This is a genomic window from Bacillus massilinigeriensis (assembly GCF_900117315.1).
Taxonomy (GTDB): Bacteria; Bacillota; Bacilli; order Bacillales; family Cytobacillaceae; genus Bacillus_BE; species Bacillus_BE massilionigeriensis.
This window is the reverse complement of sequence record NZ_LT630337.1, coordinates 3,155,810-3,177,539: the sequence shown is the minus strand read 5'-3', so window position 1 is coordinate 3,177,539 and position 21,730 is coordinate 3,155,810. Positions and strand designations below refer to the sequence as shown.

The 21,730-nt window shown below is 36.6% G+C and carries 18 protein-coding genes; 16 read left to right on the top strand and 2 right to left on the bottom strand.

The genetic code is table 11. From position 1 onward, the window contains the following. Positions 1-13: 13 nt before the first annotated feature. Positions 14-1,138 carry a sporulation integral membrane protein YtvI gene (ytvI, locus tag BQ6100_RS15820; RefSeq protein ID WP_075982544.1) on the bottom strand — a complete coding sequence of 375 codons (1,125 nt, stop codon included), beginning with the start codon at positions 1,136-1,138 and terminating at the stop codon, positions 14-16. 213 nt (positions 1,139-1,351) lie between these two features. Between ytvI and BQ6100_RS15815 the strand changes: the two genes are divergently transcribed. The 6 genes from BQ6100_RS15815 to BQ6100_RS15790 all read left to right on the top strand — a co-directional run bounded on the left by BQ6100_RS15815 (position 1,352) and on the right by BQ6100_RS15790 (position 7,504). Continuing rightward, a complete protein-coding gene (locus BQ6100_RS15815) occupies positions 1,352-1,831 on the top strand; it encodes a DUF441 domain-containing protein (RefSeq protein ID WP_075982543.1) in 480 nt (159 codons plus the stop codon). Between the two features lie 462 nt (positions 1,832-2,293). Continuing rightward, complete coding sequence (citZ, locus tag BQ6100_RS15810) at positions 2,294-3,412, top strand: citrate synthase (protein ID WP_075982542.1); 1,119 nt, start codon at positions 2,294-2,296, stop codon at positions 3,410-3,412. 268 nt (positions 3,413-3,680) lie between these two features. Further along, positions 3,681-4,949: an NADP-dependent isocitrate dehydrogenase gene (icd, locus tag BQ6100_RS15805; RefSeq protein WP_075982541.1), complete on the top strand. Its 1,269-nt coding sequence runs from the start codon at positions 3,681-3,683 to the stop codon at positions 4,947-4,949. 80 nt (positions 4,950-5,029) lie between these two features. Beyond that, entirely contained in the window at positions 5,030-5,968 is a 939-nt protein-coding gene (mdh, locus tag BQ6100_RS15800) for a malate dehydrogenase (RefSeq protein WP_075982540.1), read from the top strand. Positions 5,969-6,159: 191 nt separating this feature from the next. Further along, positions 6,160-6,633, top strand: coding sequence for a MaoC/PaaZ C-terminal domain-containing protein (locus tag BQ6100_RS15795; RefSeq protein WP_075982539.1), 474 nt, complete (start codon positions 6,160-6,162; stop codon positions 6,631-6,633). Between the two features lie 154 nt (positions 6,634-6,787). Further along, positions 6,788-7,504, top strand: coding sequence for a response regulator transcription factor (locus BQ6100_RS15790; protein ID WP_075982538.1), 717 nt, complete (start codon positions 6,788-6,790; stop codon positions 7,502-7,504). 216 nt (positions 7,505-7,720) lie between these two features. Here the strand turns inward: BQ6100_RS15790 and BQ6100_RS15785 are convergent. Then, positions 7,721-9,288, bottom strand: a protein-coding gene (locus BQ6100_RS15785) for an IS3 family transposase (protein ID WP_390622395.1) whose coding sequence is annotated in 2 segments (ribosomal slippage) — positions 7,721-8,805 and positions 8,805-9,288 — 1,569 coding nt in all. Because the reading frame shifts where the segments join, the coding sequence is not laid out codon by codon here. Positions 9,289-9,385: 97 nt separating this feature from the next. Here BQ6100_RS15785 and pnpS point away from each other — a divergent pair. The 10 genes from pnpS (at position 9,386) to dnaI (ending at position 21,462) form a co-directional block, all read left to right on the top strand. Continuing rightward, positions 9,386-11,083, top strand: a complete 1,698-nt coding sequence (pnpS, locus tag BQ6100_RS15775; RefSeq protein ID WP_235816535.1) for a two-component system histidine kinase PnpS — start codon at positions 9,386-9,388, stop codon at positions 11,081-11,083. Positions 11,084-11,376: 293 nt separating this feature from the next. Further along, positions 11,377-14,010: a DNA polymerase I gene (gene polA, locus BQ6100_RS15770; protein WP_075982537.1), complete on the top strand. Its 2,634-nt coding sequence runs from the start codon at positions 11,377-11,379 to the stop codon at positions 14,008-14,010. A gap of 24 nt (positions 14,011-14,034) precedes the next feature. Next, a complete protein-coding gene (gene mutM / locus BQ6100_RS15765; protein WP_075982536.1) occupies positions 14,035-14,865 on the top strand; it encodes a DNA-formamidopyrimidine glycosylase in 831 nt (276 codons plus the stop codon). A 300-nt stretch (positions 14,866-15,165) separates the two neighbouring features. Continuing rightward, entirely contained in the window at positions 15,166-15,801 is a 636-nt protein-coding gene (gene ytaF / locus BQ6100_RS15760; protein ID WP_075982535.1) for a sporulation membrane protein YtaF, read from the top strand. Positions 15,802-15,822: 21 nt separating this feature from the next. Continuing rightward, positions 15,823-16,428, top strand: coding sequence for a dephospho-CoA kinase (coaE, locus tag BQ6100_RS15755; RefSeq protein WP_075982534.1), 606 nt, complete (start codon positions 15,823-15,825; stop codon positions 16,426-16,428). A gap of 144 nt (positions 16,429-16,572) precedes the next feature. After that, positions 16,573-17,601: a glyceraldehyde-3-phosphate dehydrogenase gene (locus BQ6100_RS15750; RefSeq protein WP_075982533.1), complete on the top strand. Its 1,029-nt coding sequence runs from the start codon at positions 16,573-16,575 to the stop codon at positions 17,599-17,601. Between the two features lie 402 nt (positions 17,602-18,003). Continuing rightward, positions 18,004-18,384 (top strand): adenosylmethionine decarboxylase, encoded by a 381-nt coding sequence (gene speD, locus BQ6100_RS15745; protein WP_075982532.1) that lies wholly within the window; start codon positions 18,004-18,006, stop codon positions 18,382-18,384. Positions 18,385-18,598: 214 nt separating this feature from the next. Then, positions 18,599-19,060 carry a transcriptional regulator NrdR gene (nrdR, locus tag BQ6100_RS15740; protein ID WP_075982531.1) on the top strand — a complete coding sequence of 154 codons (462 nt, stop codon included), beginning with the start codon at positions 18,599-18,601 and terminating at the stop codon, positions 19,058-19,060. Between the two features lie 61 nt (positions 19,061-19,121). Further along, the gene (locus tag BQ6100_RS15735; protein WP_075982530.1) at positions 19,122-20,546 is read left to right on the top strand and encodes a replication initiation and membrane attachment family protein; all 1,425 of its coding nucleotides are present in this window, start codon (positions 19,122-19,124) and stop codon (positions 20,544-20,546) included. After that, on the top strand, positions 20,530-21,462 hold the full coding sequence (dnaI, locus tag BQ6100_RS15730; protein WP_075982529.1) for a primosomal protein DnaI: 933 nt from the start codon (positions 20,530-20,532) through the stop codon (positions 21,460-21,462). Before BQ6100_RS15735 ends, dnaI begins: the two co-directional genes overlap by 17 nt. Positions 21,463-21,730 lie beyond the last annotated feature (268 nt).

Below are 21,730 nucleotides of genomic sequence, written 5' to 3'. Positions count from 1 at the left end.
TGACTTTTTTATTTTACTTAATTATTTCCTCTTTCCCTTTAATAAATGCCCAAATATCTTTAAAAACATTGGCTCTATGCAAAGTGGAAATGATGACTAGTGTTACAGGGCCAACGATTAAACCAATAAATCCAAGCAACTTAAACCCAACAAACAGGGCAATTAATGTTGCAAGTGGATCCAACCCGATATTTGAAGATAGAACCTTTGGCTCCATTATTTGTCTTTGAGCAAGCACGATTACATATAGAACACCTAAACCAATAGCTAAACCAACGTCTCCTGAAATGACTTCATAAATAATCCAAGGGACAAAAATAGCACCCGTACCCAAGTAAGGAATAATATCTACTAAGCCCGCAATAAGTGCGATAGTAATGGCATAATCAACACGTAAAATAAGCAACCCGATTAATATGATTACAGTTGTGATGGATATTAAGGTTAATTGCGCTTTGATAAAACCAAATAATGCCTTTTTTAAATCAAACAAAACCGTTCTAGAACTATCCATTGCACGATTAGGTAATAGTTTTGCACCCATGCTTGACAAACGGTACCAATCTTTACTAATAAAAAAAGTACCAAGCAGGGAAAAGATTAAGACGCTTGCAGCATTTGGAAACCATGAAATAATGTTAGGAATATTACCGAAAAAGTTTTGAATAAATGATCCAACAGTTGAACCAATGTTTTTTCCTACATTTTGAATATTGGACATAATCGTATCTTGTTGACCAGCATCCAAGTTATTGAATAAACTAGTCAACTGGTTGTAAAGAGGGATAATTTGGCCAGCAAAAAAATTTTCAAGATAATTGATTAATGTATCAAGATGACTAGGTACTACATTTGCCAAATAATCCGCACCAGACACAATTTCTGCAATAAGAAGAGTAATTAATCCTGCAAAAATCGCGAGTATTAATACAATGCTTATAAGAACAGCTAAGGTTCTTGGCATTTTCGCCTTTTTCTCTAAAAAATTCACAAGAGGATTAATAAAAAAGGCAATAATAAGACCAATTAGAAAAGGATATGTAACTTTGGAAAGAAAGAATAATGCTAGAAATGATAAAATTACAATTCCTACAACTAGTAGAAACCGAATGCTTCGATATAGATATTTGTAATTCAAAAAGGTACCTCCTTTTAGTTATTCTATTTTTATTGTAATTACGATTAAAGGAAAACGAAAGTTTCATGACTACTTTGTTTTTCAAAAATATATTAACATAGCCATTTCTTGAATAATATGACACATGTATCTGCTTTGGAACATTCTATATTAAAATGAAAATGGTTCAAGAATCTTTTTATCGTCTATAGAAAGGGGATAGAAGACATCTTAATGAAGGGAAGGATTCCATTGCCATTTGGACCATATATTTTTCTTTTGCTCTTATTAATAATGGGCTTCTTATCTAAAAATAATTCACTTATGGTTGCTGTGGGGTTTTTATTATTGCTAAAAATAATAGGATTGGATTCAAAAATATTTTCCTTTATTCAATCTAGGGGCATTAATTGGGGAGTTACAGTTATTACCATTGCCGTTTTAGCTCCTATTGCAGCTGGTGAAATAGGTTTTAGGGATTTATCAGGTGCATTTAAATCCCCTTATGCATGGATTGCATTAGTTTCTGGGATAGCTGTGGCTATGCTCGCAAAAGGGGGGGTATCATTATTAGCCGAAGACCCTCATATTACAACAGCTCTTGTCCTTGGGACGATCATTGCTGTTGCTCTTTTTAAGGGAGTTGCTGTTGGCCCATTAATTGGTGCTGGAATTGCATATTTGGCAATGAAGGTATTTGAATGGTTCCATTAGGTATAAATCAAGGTGGGGAAAATAATGATTCTTCCTCAATAATATAGGTGTATTCACCAATGGACTAAAGGAGTAGCTTTTAATATTGCTACTCCTTTAATTCTTTAAATAGAAAAAGATATAGTTTTCTAAAAAAATAATATTTTTACATAATTTGAGCTTTCCCATTCACAAAAATCTGATAATTGTTTATAATAAAACTTGTAGCGCAGCCCAAGTGTGGAATTTGCGCATTTCGATATATACACTATAAATATATTATTTAAATTAGAGAGAAATGTAAGCATTTTCTTTAATATGATCTAAATGTTTGGATCTTATTAATATAGAAGGGCTTAGATAGTGCTATGTTGGGCATGGGATGGTCCAATTTTTCGCTTATATTTAGGAGAAAACCATTAGCACCATAAGAACAATGACAAAAGGGCAAGGGGAAATTTTTATAGTAAAGGAGAATGAATTATGACAGTTACACGTGGACTTGAAGGGGTTGTAGCAACAACTTCCTCCATTAGCTCTATTATTGATGATACTTTAACTTATGTTGGGTATGACATCGACGATTTAGCAGTAAATGCTAGTTTTGAAGAGGTTATCTACCTTTTATGGCACAGAGCACTCCCAACAGTGTCTGAGTTAGAGGAATTAAAGCACCAATTAGCAGAAAATGCTGACTTACCAAAAGAAGTATTAGATCATTTTACAATGTATCCTATCAATAACGTTCATCCAATGGCAGCACTTCGCACCGCAGTCTCATTGCTTGGCTTATACGATGATGAAGCTGATAAAATGGACCCTAAAGCAAACTACCGTAAAGCCATTCGTCTACAAGCAAAAATTCCTACCATTGTAACCGCATTCGCAAGAATTAGAAAAGGATTAGAGCCAGTTGCTCCAAGAAAAGATTTAAGCTTCGCTGCAAATTTCCTCTATATGTTAACAGGTGAAGAACCAAAGGATATTGCAATAGAAGCATTTAATAAAGCACTCGTTCTTCATGCGGATCATGAATTGAATGCGTCAACCTTTACTGCTCGTGTTTGTGTGGCTACTTTATCTGATATATATTCAGGCATTACTGCAGCTATTGGAGCATTAAAAGGACCACTTCATGGTGGGGCTAATGAAGCAGTTATGAAGATGCTTTCAGAAATCGGTTCTCTCGAAAATACCGAGCCATATATTCGTGAAAAGCTAAATAATAAAGAAAAAATTATGGGCTTTGGACATCGTGTTTATCGTAATGGTGATCCACGAGCCAAACATTTAAAGATTATGTCTGAAAAGCTTACTAATCTTACAGGTGAACCTCAGTGGTATGAGATGTCAACTAGAATTGAAGAAATTGTAACTGGGGAAAAGAATTTACCACCAAATGTAGATTTTTATTCAGCATCTGTGTATCATAGTTTAGGTATTGATCATGATTTATTCACACCAATTTTTGCAGTTAGCCGTATGTCAGGATGGTTAGCTCATATTCTAGAACAATATGATAATAACCGTCTGATCCGTCCACGTGCTGACTATACTGGACCTGGAATGCAAAAATACATTCCGATTATTCAAAGAGGCTAATTCTTCATTGCTAGTTAAAGAGCACTTGCGAGTAAATCTCGAAAAGTGCTTCTTTTAACAATATATAAAAATAGAAAAACAGCTGTTACATAATTAGTAAAAAAGCTGTAAAAGAGAAATTAGGGTAAAGGTTAGAGGCTCCAGCTTTCTAACCTTTGAATTATGATGAAAAGTCTAAACACTTTGTCTTTTCTTTATGTGAAACAAGGGATATGATAGAAATTGACAAAAAGTGTTCAAACTTTTCTATTTTGGAGGGAGAAAAACTATGCAAGGTGAAAAAATCACGGTTAAAAACGGGGTATTAAATGTACCAAACAATCCAGTGATCCCTTTTATCGAGGGTGACGGGACTGGCCCAGATATTTGGGCAGCTTCTTACAGAGTATTAGATGCAGCTGTAGAAAAGGCCTATAAAGGCGAACGTAAAATTGTATGGAAGGAAGTTCTTGCAGGAGAAAAAGCCTTCAATCAAACTGGCGAATGGCTCCCTGCAGAAACACTAGATGTAATCAATGAGTACTTGATTGCAATAAAAGGTCCATTAACCACTCCAGTCGGTGGCGGAATTCGCTCATTAAACGTAGCATTACGTCAAGAGTTAGATTTATTTGTATGCTTACGTCCTGTCCGTTGGTTTGAAGGAGTACCTTCCCCAGTAAAACGTCCACAGGATACAGATATGGTTATTTTCCGCGAAAACACGGAAGATATTTATTCTGGAATTGAATATGCACAAGGAACAGAAGAAGCTAAAAAGCTACTAAACTTCCTGCAAAATGAATTAGGTGTGACTAAGATTCGCTTCCCAGAGACTTCTGGTCTTGGAATTAAACCAATTTCAAAAGAAGGTACTAGCCGCTTAGTTCGTGCTGCCATTAATTATGCAATTAAAGAAGGACGTAAATCAGTTACGATTGTACATAAAGGAAATATTATGAAATACACCGAAGGCGCGTTCAAAAATTGGGGCTATGAACTAGCCGAGGCAGAGTTTGGTGACCAAGTATTTACTTGGGCCCAATATGATCGTATAAAGGATGAACAAGGAGTAGAAGAGGCAAATAAAGCACAGGCAGAAGCTGAAGCAGCAGGAAAAATTATCGTTAAGGATGCCATTGCAGATATCTTCTTACAACAAATTCTTACACGTCCACGTGAGTTTGATGTCGTAGCAACAATGAACTTAAATGGAGATTTCATTTCAGATGCATTAGCTGCTCAGGTTGGAGGTATCGGTATTGCACCGGGTGCCAATATCAACTATGAAACTGGCCATGCGATCTTTGAAGCAACTCATGGTACTGCACCAAAATATGCAGGACTAGATAAAGTGAACCCTTCATCTGTTATTCTTTCTGGAGTTTTAATGCTTGAACATTTAGGATGGAATGAAGCAGCTAACTTAATCATAAAATCTATGGAGAAAACAATTGATTCCAAGGTTGTAACATATGACTTTGCTCGATTAATGGATGGCGCAACTGAAGTGAAGTGTTCAGAATTTGGGGATGAATTAATTAAGAACATGGATTAATGGCTGTAAAGCTGTTCTCAAATTTAGAGAATAGCTCTTACTCCTTTTCAATTGCATACGAATCAAAGGGGGACCTTAAAATGTCATTAAATCGTAAAAAGGTATCTGTGATTGGTGGAGGGTTTACTGGGGCAACCACAGCTTTCTTATTGGCACAAAAGGAACTTGCTGATGTTGTATTAATTGATATCCCTCAAATGGAAAATCCCACAAAGGGGAAGGCATTAGATATGCTTGAAGCTAGTCCAGTTCAAGGATTTGATGCAAATATATTGGGTACTTCCAATTATGAGGATACAAGGGATTCTGATATTGTCGTTATTACAGCTGGTATTGCCCGAAAGCCAGGAATGAGCCGTGATGACTTGGTACAAACAAACCAAAAGATCATGAAAAGTGTAGCGAGAGAAATTGTTAAATATTCACCGAACTGCTACATTATTGTGTTAACCAATCCTGTCGATGCTATGACTTACACTGTGTTCAAAGAAACTGGATTCCCTAAAAATCGTGTAATCGGACAATCCGGTGTACTTGATACAGCGCGTTTTCGTACATTCGTTGCTCAAGAGTTGAATCTGTCTGTTAAAGATGTTACTGGATTCGTTTTAGGAGGACATGGAGATGACATGGTTCCACTCGTACGTTACTCCTTTGCAGGTGGAATCCCACTTGAAACATTAATTCCAAAAGATCGCATTGAAGCAATTGTTGAACGTACTCGAAAGGGTGGCGGAGAAATCGTTAACCTTCTAGGAAACGGTAGTGCATATTATGCACCTGCTGCTTCACTAGTGGAAATGTGTGAAGCGATTCTTAAAGACCAACGTCGTGTTCTTCCTTCTATCGCCTATCTTGAAGGGGAATATGGTTTTGATGGAATCTATTTAGGAGTACCAACTATTTTAGGGGCAAACGGTATTGAAAAAGTAATAGAATTAGAGCTTACTGAGGATGAAAAGGCAGCATTAAAACAATCTGCTGAATCTGTACGTAATTTAATGGCTGTTTTATCCTAATTTTTTAAAGAATGCTTGGGGAGATAAATGTCCTCAAGCTTTTTTGTTTTCTTTGGATACCGAACATGATCTATGTTAAAATATAAATAGGAAAAATTTACATAAAAGGAAAAAAATACGTTAGTTATCAAATTGAATTTTGAAATAACCTTGTATTTTTAACTAGATTACAATCAATTGGAGGTCGTTCAATGTTAAAAAAAAGAGCAAAGAATGGAAGAATGATTGATGATATTTCAAAAGGTGAAAAACTAACTTTAAGTGAAAAAATAATGGATAAGGATATTTTGTTATATCTAGGTTTAACCGACGATGCGAATCCATTATTTATTCAGCATGATTATGCCTCGCAAACCCCATATAAAAGACCCATTGTTCCTACAAGTATGTTGACCGGAATCATCACCTCTGCTATTTCAAAATATTTACCTGGTCCAGGTAGTAATATCTTGAAACAAAGCCTCGAATTTCCTAGACCTGTATATCATTATGAAACCATCCAACTACTCTTTGAAATAATCTCAGTAGACAAGACCAATCATACACTTGAATTATATGTTCAGGTAACAAATGAAAAAGACGAAATTGTGATTATTGGTTCACTTATCGTTTGTCCACCATATCGCTTAGAAAAGATGGAAGGTAAGGTGCTAGAAAATTTTTAAAAGTCCGTAATAGTATACATAAGGTTAAAATAGGCCGTTTTAATCATTCTACAAGTACAACAGAGTAGAAAATTCCCCTTTATTGAGAAACTATATATTATAATGAGATTAGGTACTTTGGAAATTTGGGGAATCTATTTGATGGAGGATTTTTATGGCAAAGAAGGTACTTGTTGTAGATGATGAACAGTCTATCGTTTTTTTACTCCAATACAACCTTGAGCAGGCAGGATTTAAAGTCATTACGGCATTCAATGGGGAAGAGGGAAAAAACCTCGCTTTATCTGAAAATCCTGATATTATCATATTGGATTTAATGCTACCAATTTTAGATGGAATCGAAGTTTGTAAACAATTACGACAACAAAAAGTACAGATTCCTATCCTTATGCTGACAGCAAAGGATGATGAATTTGATAAGGTTCTTGGATTAGAATTAGGAGCAGATGACTATATGACAAAGCCCTTCAGTCCTCGTGAGGTCATCGCAAGGGTAAAAGCAATTTTGAGAAGAACGCAAATTCAAGATAGCTATAAGGAACAAAATATTGAAGACGCTGATTTCATTGAGTTGGGTGAGTTAAAAATCTTTTCGGACCAATATGAGGCCTATTTTCAATCAAATTTACTAGAACTTACACCGAAGGAGTTCGAGTTATTATTATATTTAGCAAGGAATGTTGGGCGGGTATTAACAAGGGACCAGTTATTAAGTGCGGTTTGGAATTATGATTTCGCTGGCGATACCCGAATTGTAGATGTACACATTAGTCATCTCCGGGAAAAAATTGAACAAAATACAAAAAAGCCTGATTATATTAAGACCATTCGAGGTTTAGGTTATAAGCTTGAGGTGCCCAAAAAAGAATGACACACTTTCGTAAAAGGCTCCTCTTAACTTTAATTACCTTAATCATTACCGGTGTTTGTCAATATAGTTGTCGCATTTAGCTACTTTAGTATTTTAATAGAATTTTCTCAATGCCCTAGCTTAGTCAAGGCTACCGCGCTGCGCTTGCTGACCTGGTGATTTGAATCGAAAGGAAAAGCGTGCTTTCGATTCAAATCACCAGGAAAATGGGGAATATTATGATTTCCTCAATGCTCCGGTTTGACTCTCATCTCGTATTGGATTGAGTGCTACTTTCTCATTCGGTGCCCAATTTCTTGTGCTTCTTGACCAACGTTCTGGATGTTTAGCCTTCGCTGCTTCGTATACGTTTTTTCGCCTTTCCAATATGGCTAAATGTGCTCCGGTATGGCACTGTACAGGTGTCACAAAATTTAGCCCACTATGCAGGTGAATCTCGTTGTACCAATGGACAAATTGCTGTGCCCATTTTCTTGCTTCTCCGAGTGATGCAAAACCTTTGTGCGGAAAATCCGGTCGATATTTGAGTGTCCGGAACATCGCTTCTGAGTAAGGATTATCATTACTCACACGTGGTCTTGAAAAGGAACTTTGAATGCCCAATTTCTCTAGTAAACTTAGGAATGTCTCGGCTTTCATAGGGCTACCATTATCTGAATGCAATACGAGTGGTGCACCTTGGATTTTTTCATTGATAACCGCCTTTTTCACAAGCGTTTCAGCGTGTTTTGCCTCTTCTGTTTCCCAAACTTCCCAGCCAACTGCTTTTCTACTAAATAAATCAAGAATTAAATAGAGTCGATAAAACAAACCTTTCACCGGTCCACCAAGCCATGTAATATCCCATGTCCACACTTGATTTGGTGCTGTTGCTAGATGACTCTCAGGGATTCTTCTTTCAGGCTTTTGACTACGACCGCGATAGTGTTGCATTTTTTCTTCACGTAACACACGATAAAACGTGGATTCTGAAGCAATGTAAGTTCCTTTGTCTGCAAGCTTTGGGACAATCTGTGTAGGTGGTAAATCGACGTATTCCTCTTGTTTGACAACTGTCAGAATTCCCTCTTTTTCTTCTTCAGACAACTTGTTTTTCGGTACTGGTCTTTTCGCAAATGGGCGCTGATCGACCTTCACTCCACCCTCTACTACCCAGCGCTCGTATGTCCGTACGCTGATATGAAGTTCCTCACAAGCCTTCGCTAATCGCGCACCGTTTTGATTGGCTTCTTGGATTAGTTCAACTGCTAATGCGCGATTTGACGGGCTAATCATTCTTCCTCGTCGTCCCCCCAAATCGCTTGGGCCTTTTTTCGCAAAAGTAATAACGCTGCAGCTTCGGCTAGTGCCTTTTCTTTCTTTTGTAGCTCCTTTTCTAATTGCTTGGCACGCTTCTGTTCTTCCTTCAATGCGCCATTCAACTGTTTGGCTTGGTCGAATACCTGACCGTTTGCCTGAAGGCACACATTTTTCCATGCTTCAATCTGCTCACGATACAAACCTTTCTTACGACAATACTCGGCAAGCTCCGATTCGTTCATCGCGAACGTCTCCATCACGATTAAGAACTTATCTTGGCTATTCCAATTATCGCTTGTTTGTCCATTGCCAGGTGTTGCCACTCCAGCTGCACGTGCTGCTCTACGCCATTTATATAATGTCACATCTGAAATACCAACTTCTTTTGAAATTCTAGACACAGATTCATTATTTGGGGGCATCATGCGTTTGATAATAGCTTCTTTTTGTTCTTGGGAATACCGTGCTCCATTTTTTTCAGTCATATCGAACGACCTCCGTGTTATTTATTTAACTATAACACTAAAGTATCGTACGACAACTATCCTAACAGAGAGGGTTACTGTTCTAATAGGTTTAGGAATGGTATTAGGACAGTTATTTAAGGAAAATTACCGAAAATCCTTTGATGAACGATTAAATAAGGAAACTCATTTTATTTCAACCTATTTAGCCGATCAAAAAGGGATAGAGCAAATCAATCCTACAAAATTAAATCATTTAAGTGAAACCTTAGATGCAAGAATTTCAGTTGTTAATAAAAATGGTCAGATTATGTATGATAGTGATGGAATGAATAACATCACAAAGGAACGAAATCAAGAAATTATTAATGGATTATTATTAGGGGAATATAAAGAGACCGATGACTTTGATATAGGTGGAAAAAGGGAAATCCACTATTATTGGAGTAAGATTTCATATAACGGAACGTTAGATGGTTACGTATTTCTTAGTACAACCCTTACTGAAATCAAAAATGCCTATAAACAAATTTGGTGGATATTGTCTGTTAGTTTAAGTTTTGCTCTGGTAATTATCATCATGCTAGGGTTTCAGATTACCAAGCGATATACGAAGCCTATTGAATCTGCAACGAATGTTGCAATGGAGTTATCAAAAGGGAATTACCGTGCAAGGGTTAGTGAAGATGGAAATAAGGAAACAGGGTTGTTAAGTCAATCTATTAATATTTTAGCGAATAATCTTGAGGAAATGATAAAGGTCCATGATATCCAAAGAGACAGATTAGGTACCTTGATTGAAAACATTGGTAGTGGGTTGTTGTTGATAGATAGTAGAGGATATATTATCTTATTTAATCGTGCATTTAAAGAAATATTTCATATAAGAACAACCGATTATTTATATAAACGTTATTATGAGGCTCTTAAACAAGAGGAAATAATAAAGATTATCGAGGAAATTTTTATAACAGAGCAAAAGGTAAAAAAACAACTGCACCTCTCACTTTCTATAGAAAGAAGACATTTTGAAATATATGGTGTTCCAATCATTGGGACAAATGATGTGTGGAAGGGAATATTATTAGTTTTTCACGATATCACGGAGCTTAAAAAGCTTGAGCAAATGAGAAAGGATTTTGTTGCCAATGTTTCTCATGAACTAAAGACTCCGATTACTTCCATTAAAGGGTTTTCAGAAACTCTATTAGATGGAGCGATGTATGATCAAAAAGCAATGAATACATTCTTAAACATTATCTTAAAAGAAAGTGATCGACTGCAGTCATTGATTGAAGATTTATTGGATTTATCAAAAGTAGAACAGCAAGGATTCGCACTTACTATTCAAAAAACGAATATGAAGATATTATTGAAAGAAGTTATAGCCATTCTTAAGGGAAAAGCATCAGAGAAGAACATAGAAATGAGTCTTCAACTCCCAGTTTATGATGTTGTAGCAGAAGTAGATAATGATCGAATGAAGCAAGTGTTTATTAACTTAATTACTAATGCGGTTTCCTATACTCCAAAAGGTGGTAAGATTACCATCTCTATACAATCTCTTGAAAATCTGGTTATCGTTCAAGTAAGAGACACAGGAGTAGGGATTAAAAAAGAGGAAATCCCAAGAATTTTTGAGAGATTTTATCGAGTAGATAAAGCAAGAAGTCGCGATTCTGGTGGTACTGGACTAGGATTAGCTATTGTAAAACATATTGTTGAAGCTCATAAAGGGCACATAATGGTTGAAAGTGAGATTGGAAAGGGGACTAGTTTTAGCATCGAAATTCATAAGAGATTTCCATATGGATGAAGGGGCTGGAAAAGTTTACTAGAACTTTACAATAACTCCATTTTTTCTTTACAAAAGGATAGTACAATGATTTGTGAAGACCCCTTCATCCAAAGACCATGAAAAAGGTAGAAGCCACTGGCTTTTGCCTTTTTCGTTTTTTCTAATGGGAAGCTGTACGAAGCAGAACATCAATAGCTAAGCTGTGGCATGTTTAGATTGATGGCAAGCGATTTTCCTTTAAACAAAGCCCGTGATAAAATATATAGAAGGATAAGAACGTTCATAAAAACGCAATGATTGGGGGATTTTTCTTGAAAAAGAAACTGGTATTGATTGACGGAAATTCGATAGCATACCGGGCATTTTTTGCTCTACCATTATTAAATAACGATAAAGGAATACATACGAATGCAGTCTATGGTTTTACAATGATGATGCAAAGGATTCTTGAGGATGAAAAACCAACACATATTATGGTTGCCTTTGATGCCGGAAAAACAACCTTCCGTCATAAGACCTATACAGAGTATAAAGGAGGAAGGCAAAAGACCCCACCAGAGCTTTCAGAGCAATTTCCATTAATTAGAGAATTATTAGATTCTTATGGTATTTCAAGATATGAGTTAGAGAATTATGAAGCAGATGATATTATTGGTACACTTTCCCTTAATGCTGAAAAAGAGGGATTTGAGGTTAAGGTGATATCAGGGGATAAAGATTTAACCCAATTAAGTTCAGAGCATACAACGGTTAGTGTGACAAAAAAGGGGATTACGGAAATTGAAGAATATACCCCTTTGCACATAAAGGAGAAATATGGTTTAACACCGGAGCAAATTATTGATATGAAGGGTTTAATGGGTGATGCATCTGATAACATTCCTGGAATTCCTGGAATTGGAGAGAAGACCGCCATTAAGCTTCTTAAGGAATTTGGGAGCGTTGAAGAATTAATTTCCTCCATCGAAAAGGTAAGTGGCAAAAAGTTAAAAGAAAAGATTGAAGAATTTAAGGATCAGGCTCTAATGAGTAAGGAATTAGCTACTATTATGAGAGAAGCCCCAGTAGAAGTTAAACTGAATGAAATCGAATACAGCGGCTTTCAAAAAGAAAAGGTAATTGCCTTATTTAAAGAATTGGGTTTTCAATCTTTACTTTCAAAAATGGATGATCAGTCTGAGATTCGAGAAGAGAAACCATTACAAGAGATCCAATTTGAAATAGTAAATGAAATTACGGATGAGCTCTTTTTGGAGGAAAGCGCATTTTATGTGGAAATTCTTGAAGAAAATTATCATTATGCTGACATCCTTGGATTCTCTCTAGTTAACCAAAATGGGAAATTCTTTATATCTGCAGAAAAAGCAATCCAATCAAAGGTCTTTAAGGAATGGGCAGAGGATGAAACGAAAAGGAAAACTGTTTATGATGCCAAACGGTCGGAGGTTGCACTTCGAAATCATGATATTCACTTAAAGGGAGTAGATTTCGACTTGCTTATTGCTTCATATATTATCAATCCAGCAGAGGCAGTTGACGATGTTGAAGCCATTGCCAAGCGCTACGGATTTGAAAATGTCCAATCGGATGATTCATTTTATGGTAAAGGGGCAAAAAGGCATATACCCGATGAATCGTTACTTGCCGAACATTTGGTGAGAAAGGCTGAAGCTCTTATCTTTTTAAAGCAAAAACTAGAAGGGGAATTGAAAAATAATCAACAATATGAGCTTTTTCGTGACTTAGAGATGCCACTTTCATTAATTCTGGCTGATATGGAAGCAACGGGTGTAAAGGTTGACACCGATCGTTTACGTGTAATGGGAGAGGAATTTAATCAAAAGCTTAGTGAAATCGAGGGCAGAATATATGTGTTAGCGGGAGAAGTTTTTAATATTAACTCCCCAAAGCAACTTGGAGTGATTTTATTCGAAAAACTTGGACTTCCTGTGGTGAAAAAAACAAAAACAGGGTACTCCACTTCAGCTGATATTTTGGAAAAGCTGGAGAATAAACACGAAATCATAAAGGAAATTCTTCAATATAGACAACTTGGAAAGCTTCAATCAACATATATTGAAGGATTATTAAAAGTAGTGAATCCTAAAACAGGTAAGGTTCATACTAGATTTAACCAGGCATTAACACAAACAGGTCGTTTAAGCTCTACGGACCCGAACCTGCAAAACATTCCTATTCGCTTAGAAGAGGGAAGAAAGATACGTCAGGTCTTTATCCCCTCCGAGGAGAATTGGGTGATGTTCGCTGCTGACTACTCTCAGATTGAGTTAAGAGTCCTTGCCCATATCGCAGATGATAAGAAATTAATCCAGGCCTTTAAGGAAGGCATGGATATTCATACGAAAACTGCGATGGAGGTGTTCCATGTTGGAAAGGATGAAGTAACCGCAAATATGAGGCGCCATGCAAAGGCTGTTAATTTTGGAATAGTGTATGGTATTAGTGATTATGGTTTATCACAAAGCCTCCGAATTAGTCGTAAAGAAGCTGGCCATTTTATTGATCGGTATTTAGAAAGCTATCCTGGTGTTAAGGAATATATGGCTGATATTGTTCAGGAGGCTAAGGAAAAGGGATATGTCTCCACTCTTTTACACCGAAGAAGATATTTACCTGAGATTACAAGTAGAAACTTTAACATCAGAAGCTTTGCTGAAAGAACGGCGATGAATACCCCTATTCAAGGTAGTGCGGCAGATATTATTAAAAAGGCTATGGTTGATATGGCACAACGATTAATTACAGAGGGATTGCAGGCACGCCTGTTATTGTCGGTACACGATGAGTTAATTTTTGAAGCTCCAGAAGAAGAAATCGAGAGATTAAAGGTAATTGTACCGGATGTAATGGAGAATACGATTGAATTGAAGGTTCCGTTAAAGGTTGATTATGCATATGGCCCAACCTGGTTCGATGCAAAATAATGATTATTGTGAGGTGTCTTGGCTATGCCAGAGCTTCCAGAGGTGGAAACGATCCGTAGAACATTAGAAGTCTTAGTCATCAATAAAGAAATTGAAAGGGTTACGGTGAATTGGCCGAAAATAATTAAGCATCCAGAGGTGGAACAGTTTAAGGATGCCCTCTGCGGGGAAACGATCCTAAAAATGGGGAGAAGAGGGAAGTTTTTAATCTTCTATACGGATCATTTGGCATTAGTTTCCCATTTGAGAATGGAAGGAAAGTATGCTCTCAAAGATCATATGGAGGAAATCGAAAAGCATACACATGTGATTTTCCATTTTACAGATGGAACAGAATTACGCTATAGAGATGTAAGAAAGTTTGGGACCATGCATCTTTTTCAAAAGGGTACAGAAATGGAAGAACTTCCTTTATCTCAATTGGGACCAGAACCGTTTTCTAGAGAATTCACTTTAGCAGATTTCTCTAGAAAATTATTAAAGACTAATCGAATGATTAAACCTGCACTATTAGATCAAAAAATAGTCGTTGGTCTTGGTAATATCTATGTTGATGAAGCGCTTTTTCGTTCAGGAATCCATCCTGAAAGACTCACGAACTCATTGAAAAAGGCTGAGATTTCAAGATTATATAAGGAAATAAAAAGCACCCTTCATGAAGCAGTAGAAAAAGGGGGCAGTACGGTCAGATCCTATGTCAATTCACAAGGACAAATGGGCATGTTCCAACTGGAATTATTTGCTTACGGACGAAAGGGAGAGCCCTGTAAAACATGTGGAACGCCAATGGAACGAAAAGTAATCGGTGGCAGAGGCTCTGTTTTTTGTCCAAAATGTCAAAAAAAACCTAGATGAATGAATAAAGTGAAACTTCCATCAGTAGGGGGTTCGACGCACAGGATGTTCTAGTGTCGTCGTTGCTACAGGACGTGGCGTATTTAGTCGACTTCATCCCCCTCTGATGGTTAGTTGAACCAATCGGACCTTTACGGCAGTTGATCCCCCACCTAACTTCTTAACATACGTTGAATCCTGAGTTGGGGGTTCTATTGCCCGTTATGGCGAGATAAATTGAAACATCTGATTTTTCATTAACAATGCATTCGCTCCTTCATATACTATCGTAGCGTTTGATAGGAAGGAGCTTATCCATCCATGGGATATTCAATTTCACTTGTACTACTTGCTTTAGCGGTTAGTCTTGACAGTTTTAGTGTTGGATTCACTTACGGGCTCAGGAAAATGCAAATTCCTTTTAAATCCATTGTCATTATTGCTTGTTGTTCTGCCATCATTCTAGTTCTAGCAATGGCCATGGGGCACTTTATTCAAAGGGTCATTTCTCCAAATGTTGCTGAAAGTATTGGAGGCTGTATCCTCATCCTAATAGGAGCTTGGGTTCTGTTCCAACTTTATCGACCAGAAAGAAACAAAGAGCAACTACCAGTTGAAAAAACAATTGTTAATTTTGAAATTCAATCGTTGGGTTTGGTTATTCAAATTTTAAGAAAACCAATGTCAGCTGATTTTGACCAATCAGGAACCATTACAGGCATAGAAGCCATTATGCTAGGATTTGCTTTATCGTTGGATGCTTTTGGAGCAGGAATTGGGGCAGCCATGCTTGGATTCTCTCCCCTTTATTTAGCTATAACAGTTGCTTTCATGAGCTCTTTGTTTGTTTATATTGGGATCAAGTCTGGAAGGTTATTGTCAAGAGGTAACTGGCTAGATAAGTTTTCATTTATTCCTGGGATTATATTAATTATAATAGGGATATGGAAAATTTAGCTAGAGAAAGGAAATTAACTGATGTCGATTGTCGTGGGATTAACAGGTGGGATCGCAAGCGGAAAAAGTACAGTTTCCAATATGCTAAAAAAATTGGGGTTTCCTATCATTGATGCGGATTTAGAGGCAAGGCTTGCGGTTGAAAAAGGGGAGCCAGCGTATAGGGAAATCATTGAAAATTTCGGGGAGGATATCCTTTTATCAGATGGTTCAATTGATCGGGCAAAGCTGGGGTCAATTATCTTTCATGATACGGAAAAAAGACTAAAACTAAACAGTATTGTTCATCCTGCTGTTCGAAGTAGAATGCTTTCTAAAAAAGAACAGGCTGAAGATGCAGAAGAAAAACTCATTGTTATGGATATTCCTTTACTAATTGAAAGCCGTTTATCTAGTATGGTCGAAAAAATATTGCTTGTATATGTGGATGAGGAAACACAATTAAAACGGTTAATGGCACGGAATCATTTTTCTGAAGAAGAGGCAAGGGTAAGAATCAATTCTCAGATGCCTTTGAAGGAAAAAATCCAATATGCGGATAAAGTGATTAATAATAATGGAACGATTGAAGAAACGGAAGCTCAATTACTTGAAATCTTAACTGAATGGAAGGTTTTAGACCAATGAAGAGAGGCATATGTCTCTCTTTTTTTATTACTTTCAATAATTTAATAAATAAGCATTTTGTTCATCACAAACGGGTTGTAATATGTTATACTAATTGTAACTTTAAGCAAAAAAGTATAACATTTATGCGGAAGGGGCCGTAAAATGAAGGCGAAGATTGCGATTAATGGGTTTGGGAGAATTGGTCGAATGGTATTCAGAAAAGCCATTCTTGATGAAAATTTAGAAGTAGTTGCTATTAATGCGAGCTATCCAGTGGAAACTTTAGCTCATTTAATAAAATATGACACCGTTCATGGGAAATTTAGTGGTGAAGTGAAAGCTGAGGATAATACCATTATCGTGAATGGAAAAAAGGTTCTCCATTTAGAAAACCGTAATCCACAAGAATTACCTTGGAGGGAACTAGGAATTGACATCGTTATTGAAGCGACTGGAAAATTCAATGCTAGAGATAAGGCTGCTTTACACTTAGAAGCTGGTGCACAAAAGGTCATCCTTACAGCTCCAGGAAAAAATGAAGATGTGACGATTGTCATGGGTGTAAATGAAAGCGCATTAGATATTAAAGAACATGATGTTATTTCCAATGCGTCGTGCACAACTAACTGCTTAGCTCCAGTTATTAAGGTATTAGATGAGCAATTTGGTATTGAGAATGGACTAATGACTACCGTACATGCCTATACGAATGATCAAAATAATATCGATAATCCACATAAAGATTTAAGAAGGGCCCGTGCATGTGGCCAATCAATAATTCCAACAACAACGGGAGCCGCAAAGGCGTTAAGCAAAGTATTACCTCATTTACAAGGAAAGCTTCACGGGATGGCACTTCGTGTTCCAACCCCAAATGTTTCTCTTGTAGATTTAGTGGTTGATTTGAAAAGAGAAGTAACTGCAGAAGAAATTAATTATGCCTTTGTTAATGCCTCAAAATCGAAGCTAAAGGGAATTTTAGACATAACAAATGAACCATTAGTATCCGTTGATTTTTATACAAATGAGAATTCCTCAATTGTTGATGCATTATCCACTATGGTTATTGGCGGTAACAAAGTTAAGATTTTGGCTTGGTATGATAATGAATGGGGCTATTCCTGCCGTGTTGTTGATTTAACAAAATATGTGGCTCAGAAGTTATTAAAGTCCACTACAGTAAATGTTTAGTCGCAAATAAGAGATACTGAATATAATAAAAGACTAACTTTATAGGATGTTTCGTTTGAATGATTCATATAATCCTTCAAATGAAAAGCCTCCTAAAAGGTTAGTCTTTTTCTAATTTACTGGCAAAGTGAAAATTTGGATGAGCAAAAACTCTGCTCTTGGTAAAAATATGAAATATTATCAGCGTAAATCCAGTAGTTTAAGGGTTTCTGGAATATTGTATTAATAGTCCCGTGTTGCAAAAGAAAAACAAACCAAGTATACTAATGCTCGTGAACTTCTTGATGTTTGGTGAATATTACTACTTAAAGGGTTAGGACCTCATAGGACTAACTTTCCCCCGTGGTAGTGGTAAGCCAAAGGAAAAAGGGATCTTCATTAAAGTAAAGGGGGAAACTGAATATGGAAACAATGGGTCGTCACGTTATCTCTGAGCTATGGGGTTGTGATTTTGAAAAGTTAAATGATCTTGATCAAATTGAACAAATTTTTGTAGATGCTGCGCTTAAATCGGGTGCTGAGATTAGAGAAGTTGCCTTTCATAAATTTGCACCACAGGGAGTAAGTGGTGTTGTCATCATCTCTGAATCACATTTAACTATTCATAGCTTCCCAGAGCATGGATATGCAAGTATTGATGTGTATACTTGTGGCAATCTTGATCCTAGTATTGCTGCAGAATATATTGCAGAGGCCTTAGGAGCCCAGACTAGAGAGAACATTGAAATCCCACGCGGTATGGGTCCTGTTCAAGCTAATCATTCAAAAGCAAAAGTTTTATAAAAATAGAGCGATGTCGGAGGTGTAATCGAATGCACCTCTTTTTAGTTGTAAATGATACTATTTACATAAAATGGCAGTCGGTTATATTACCGATTGCTTTTTTCGTTCTAGAGGCTATTAAACCAGTTTTGTTATACTTGTACTAGAACATTCTTTTATATAAGATATTAGTAAGTAATTGTCGAAAGAGGAATCTTGATTTGGAGCTGATATTATGAAATGCCCTTCATGTCAAAATAATAATACACGGGTGCTTGATTCGCGACCAGTTGATGAAGGACGCTCAATTCGCCGGAGAAGAGAATGTGAGAAATGTAATTATCGCTTCACAACCTTTGAAAAAGTGGAAGACATTCCATTAATAGTTGTGAAAAAAGAAGGAACTCGTGAAGAATTTAGTAGGGAAAAAATTCTCCGTGGTCTTATTAAAGCATGTGAAAAGCGACCAGTTGCCTTGAAACAACTTGAGGATATTACCTCAGAGGTTGAAAAGGAATTAAGAAGCCAGGGAGTATCGGAAATTAAAAGTGAAGTTATTGGTGAAATGGTCATGGATCGTTTAGCCAATGTTGATGAGGTCGCGTATGTAAGATTTGCCTCTGTGTATAGACAATTTAAGGATATAAATGTATTTATCGATGAGCTAAAGGAATTGTTAAAAAAAGAACAATCCTAACTTAGAGAAAATCAACAATCAGGTTTTCTAAAGCCTATCTTTTTAATAAAGGATTGAAAAAATGATGCAACTATGGAATAAACTAAGACCTATCGATCGGTATGTAGTAACATCAAATGGACTATTACAGGAATATGATCGTAGGATATTAACCTTTTTATATCAACCGTTAATTGGTATGGAGCCATATGGCTTATATATGAATTTTTGGTGTGAATTAGAGGAAAATCGTCTGCGCTCGTCCACTGCATCATTACATAGGGATTTAATGCACCTTTTAGGTGAAAGCTTAAGCAATATTTATCATTGGAGATTAAAACTTGAAGGAATTGGATTATTGAAGACCTTTATCAAGGAGACGGAAGAGGAACGCCTGATTATTTATGAATTACAGCCACCTCCAACACCGGAAATCTTTTTTAATAGCGGTGCTTTGAATATTTATTTAAAGCGAAAAGTTGGGGAGAAGCAATATATAAGATTAAAGCGTTTTTTTAGTGATAGGATTATACCAAAAGAAGGCTTTCAAGAGGCAACAGTTCCCTTTGAAGAAGTGTATACCTCATTATCCGATGAGGCACTGCAGGAGTCTATTGAGTCAGAAAAGGATTTGGACTTCAGTGAGGAGAGAAAATTCATTGGAAGCGGTGACCCGTCAAAATTATTTGGCAAAGCTGAGTCATTTATTGATATGAATTTTATTATTGAGCATTCAAAAATGATTCCTGCTGAAGCATTCACTCCACTTGTGAAACGAACGATTGGTATTTTGGCCTTTGTTTATGGAATAGATGTTGTTAAAATGCAGCAGTTAGTGTTAGATGCATTCCAGCCGAATACTGACGAAATCAGTGTTAGTGAACTAAAGGAGAATGCGAAGGTTTGGTATCAATTTAATCATAATGATAAGCTACCGTTATTAGTTGATAAAATTCATCCCCCAATGCTGCATTCACTCTCTGAACCACCCAGTAATAAAGAGGAAGAGCATATTTATTATTTAGAGACAACCTCTTCAAGAGAGTTTTTAACACAACTGTCGGGTGGAGCAGAGCCTTCATTAGCAGATTTGAAGTTAATAGAAGAAATTATGTCCAAACAAAAACTTGAGCCGGGAGTCATGAATGTTCTCATCGAGTTTGCAATGATTAAACATGATATGAAATTATCAAAGGCTTATATTGAGAAAATCGCCTCCCATTGGGCAAGGAAGAAAATCAAAACCGCAAAAGAAGCCATTGAATATACCCGTAAACAGGATAAGGAAAATAAAGAAAATGCTCAAAATAATTCAAGAAGGGTCAATAGCTATAAAAAGAAACCAATAAGAACAGAAGTAATCCCAGATTGGTTTAAAAATAAGGACCAAGAAGCAACAAAGATGGAAGATGATGAGGATTTTGACTTTGAGATAGAGAGAAGAAAATTAGAGGAAGAATTAAAACAGTTGCGGAATGGAGGTGATTTGAATGGAAAGAATAGGTGAGACGATAGGCCGACTTTCAAATCAAAAGGATTTTCTTAAAAGGCATGAGCTTTTAAAAAATCAAATATTAAATGACCCATATGTCAGAGACTTTATTCATAAACATAGAGATGAGCTTGGCCCTACTGCAATAGATAAAGGCTTAAGTAAGCTCTATGAATTTATTTCACAGAGTAAAGAATGTCAAGATTGCCAGAGCTTAGATCAATGTAAAAATATGTTAAAGGGCTACAGTCCAACTTTAGTGATTCGAAATCATATGATTGATATTCAATATGATAAATGTCCGAAAAAAGTAATGGAAGATGAACGGAGAATGCATGAAAACCTAATCCATAGCTTATATGTTCCAAAGGAGATTTTGCGTGCTTCTTTTTCAGATTTACATGTGGATAAGGGCAGGTTTAAAGCTATTCAAGCAGCTAAGGAATTTGTGGATCATTATCATCCGGATCAGTGGAGTAAAGGGATATATCTTCATGGACCATTTGGAACTGGGAAAACTTATATATTAGGAGCTATTGCAAACGAGCTTGCCCTAAGAAAGATTTCTTCCCTCATCGTTTATGTACCGGAATTTTTGCGGGAAATAAAGAGCTCAATTGGTGAGGATAATATTAATCAAAAGATTGATTTAATCAAAAAAGCTCCTATTCTTATGATGGATGATATTGGTGCTGAATCGATGACAAGCTGGACAAGAGATGAAATTTTAGGCACAATCCTACAATTCCGCATGATGGAGAAATTACCAACCTTCTTTACATCGAATTTTAACTTTCATGATCTGCAAGAGCATTTAACCTACAGTCAACGCGGAGAAGAAGAGGTTGTTAAAGCCGCTCGAATTATGGAGCGCATCAAATATTTATCTACTCCAATATTGGTTGAAGGACCAAATCGACGTTTGCAATAACATGAAAAGCTAATCCAGATGGGTTAGCTTTTTTTATATAGGCTGTTTTCTCAAAGCTTGTTGTTATTTTGATGATAAATATGTAGAGAGTACTGACTTAGCAGCCTGAATACACGTAGACTCCTGTGGGAATGCGAGAAAGGTGAGATCCCCGAGGAGCGTAGCAACGAGGAGGCTCACCGCTCGCCCACGGAAAGCGGAGTGTATTCAGGCTGCGGTTATAAAAGCAACAATCTATACGAAAACAGCCTTTATATAAAATCCCGGC

Excerpts from the sequence above, each read along its gene's own strand:
- citZ (WP_075982542.1), top strand. The coding sequence starts at position 2,294 with ATGACAGTTACACGTGGACTTGAAGGGGTTGTAGCAACAACTTCCTCC.
- BQ6100_RS15815 (WP_075982543.1), top strand. The coding sequence starts at position 1,352 with ATGAAGGGAAGGATTCCATTGCCATTTGGACCATATATTTTTCTTTTG.
- BQ6100_RS15795 (WP_075982539.1), top strand. The coding sequence starts at position 6,160 with ATGTTAAAAAAAAGAGCAAAGAATGGAAGAATGATTGATGATATTTCA.
- speD (WP_075982532.1), top strand. The coding sequence starts at position 18,004 with ATGGAAACAATGGGTCGTCACGTTATCTCTGAGCTATGGGGTTGTGAT.
- nrdR (WP_075982531.1), top strand. The coding sequence starts at position 18,599 with ATGAAATGCCCTTCATGTCAAAATAATAATACACGGGTGCTTGATTCG.
- dnaI (WP_075982529.1), top strand. The coding sequence starts at position 20,530 with ATGGAAAGAATAGGTGAGACGATAGGCCGACTTTCAAATCAAAAGGAT.
- BQ6100_RS15790 (WP_075982538.1), top strand. The coding sequence starts at position 6,788 with ATGGCAAAGAAGGTACTTGTTGTAGATGATGAACAGTCTATCGTTTTT.
- ytaF (WP_075982535.1), top strand. The coding sequence starts at position 15,166 with ATGGGATATTCAATTTCACTTGTACTACTTGCTTTAGCGGTTAGTCTT.
- mdh (WP_075982540.1), top strand. The coding sequence starts at position 5,030 with ATGTCATTAAATCGTAAAAAGGTATCTGTGATTGGTGGAGGGTTTACT.
- coaE (WP_075982534.1), top strand. The coding sequence starts at position 15,823 with ATGTCGATTGTCGTGGGATTAACAGGTGGGATCGCAAGCGGAAAAAGT.
- pnpS (WP_235816535.1), top strand. The coding sequence starts at position 9,386 with ATGGTATTAGGACAGTTATTTAAGGAAAATTACCGAAAATCCTTTGAT.
- icd (WP_075982541.1), top strand. The coding sequence starts at position 3,681 with ATGCAAGGTGAAAAAATCACGGTTAAAAACGGGGTATTAAATGTACCA.
- BQ6100_RS15750 (WP_075982533.1), top strand. The coding sequence starts at position 16,573 with ATGAAGGCGAAGATTGCGATTAATGGGTTTGGGAGAATTGGTCGAATG.
- BQ6100_RS15735 (WP_075982530.1), top strand. The coding sequence starts at position 19,122 with ATGATGCAACTATGGAATAAACTAAGACCTATCGATCGGTATGTAGTA.
- mutM (WP_075982536.1), top strand. The coding sequence starts at position 14,035 with ATGCCAGAGCTTCCAGAGGTGGAAACGATCCGTAGAACATTAGAAGTC.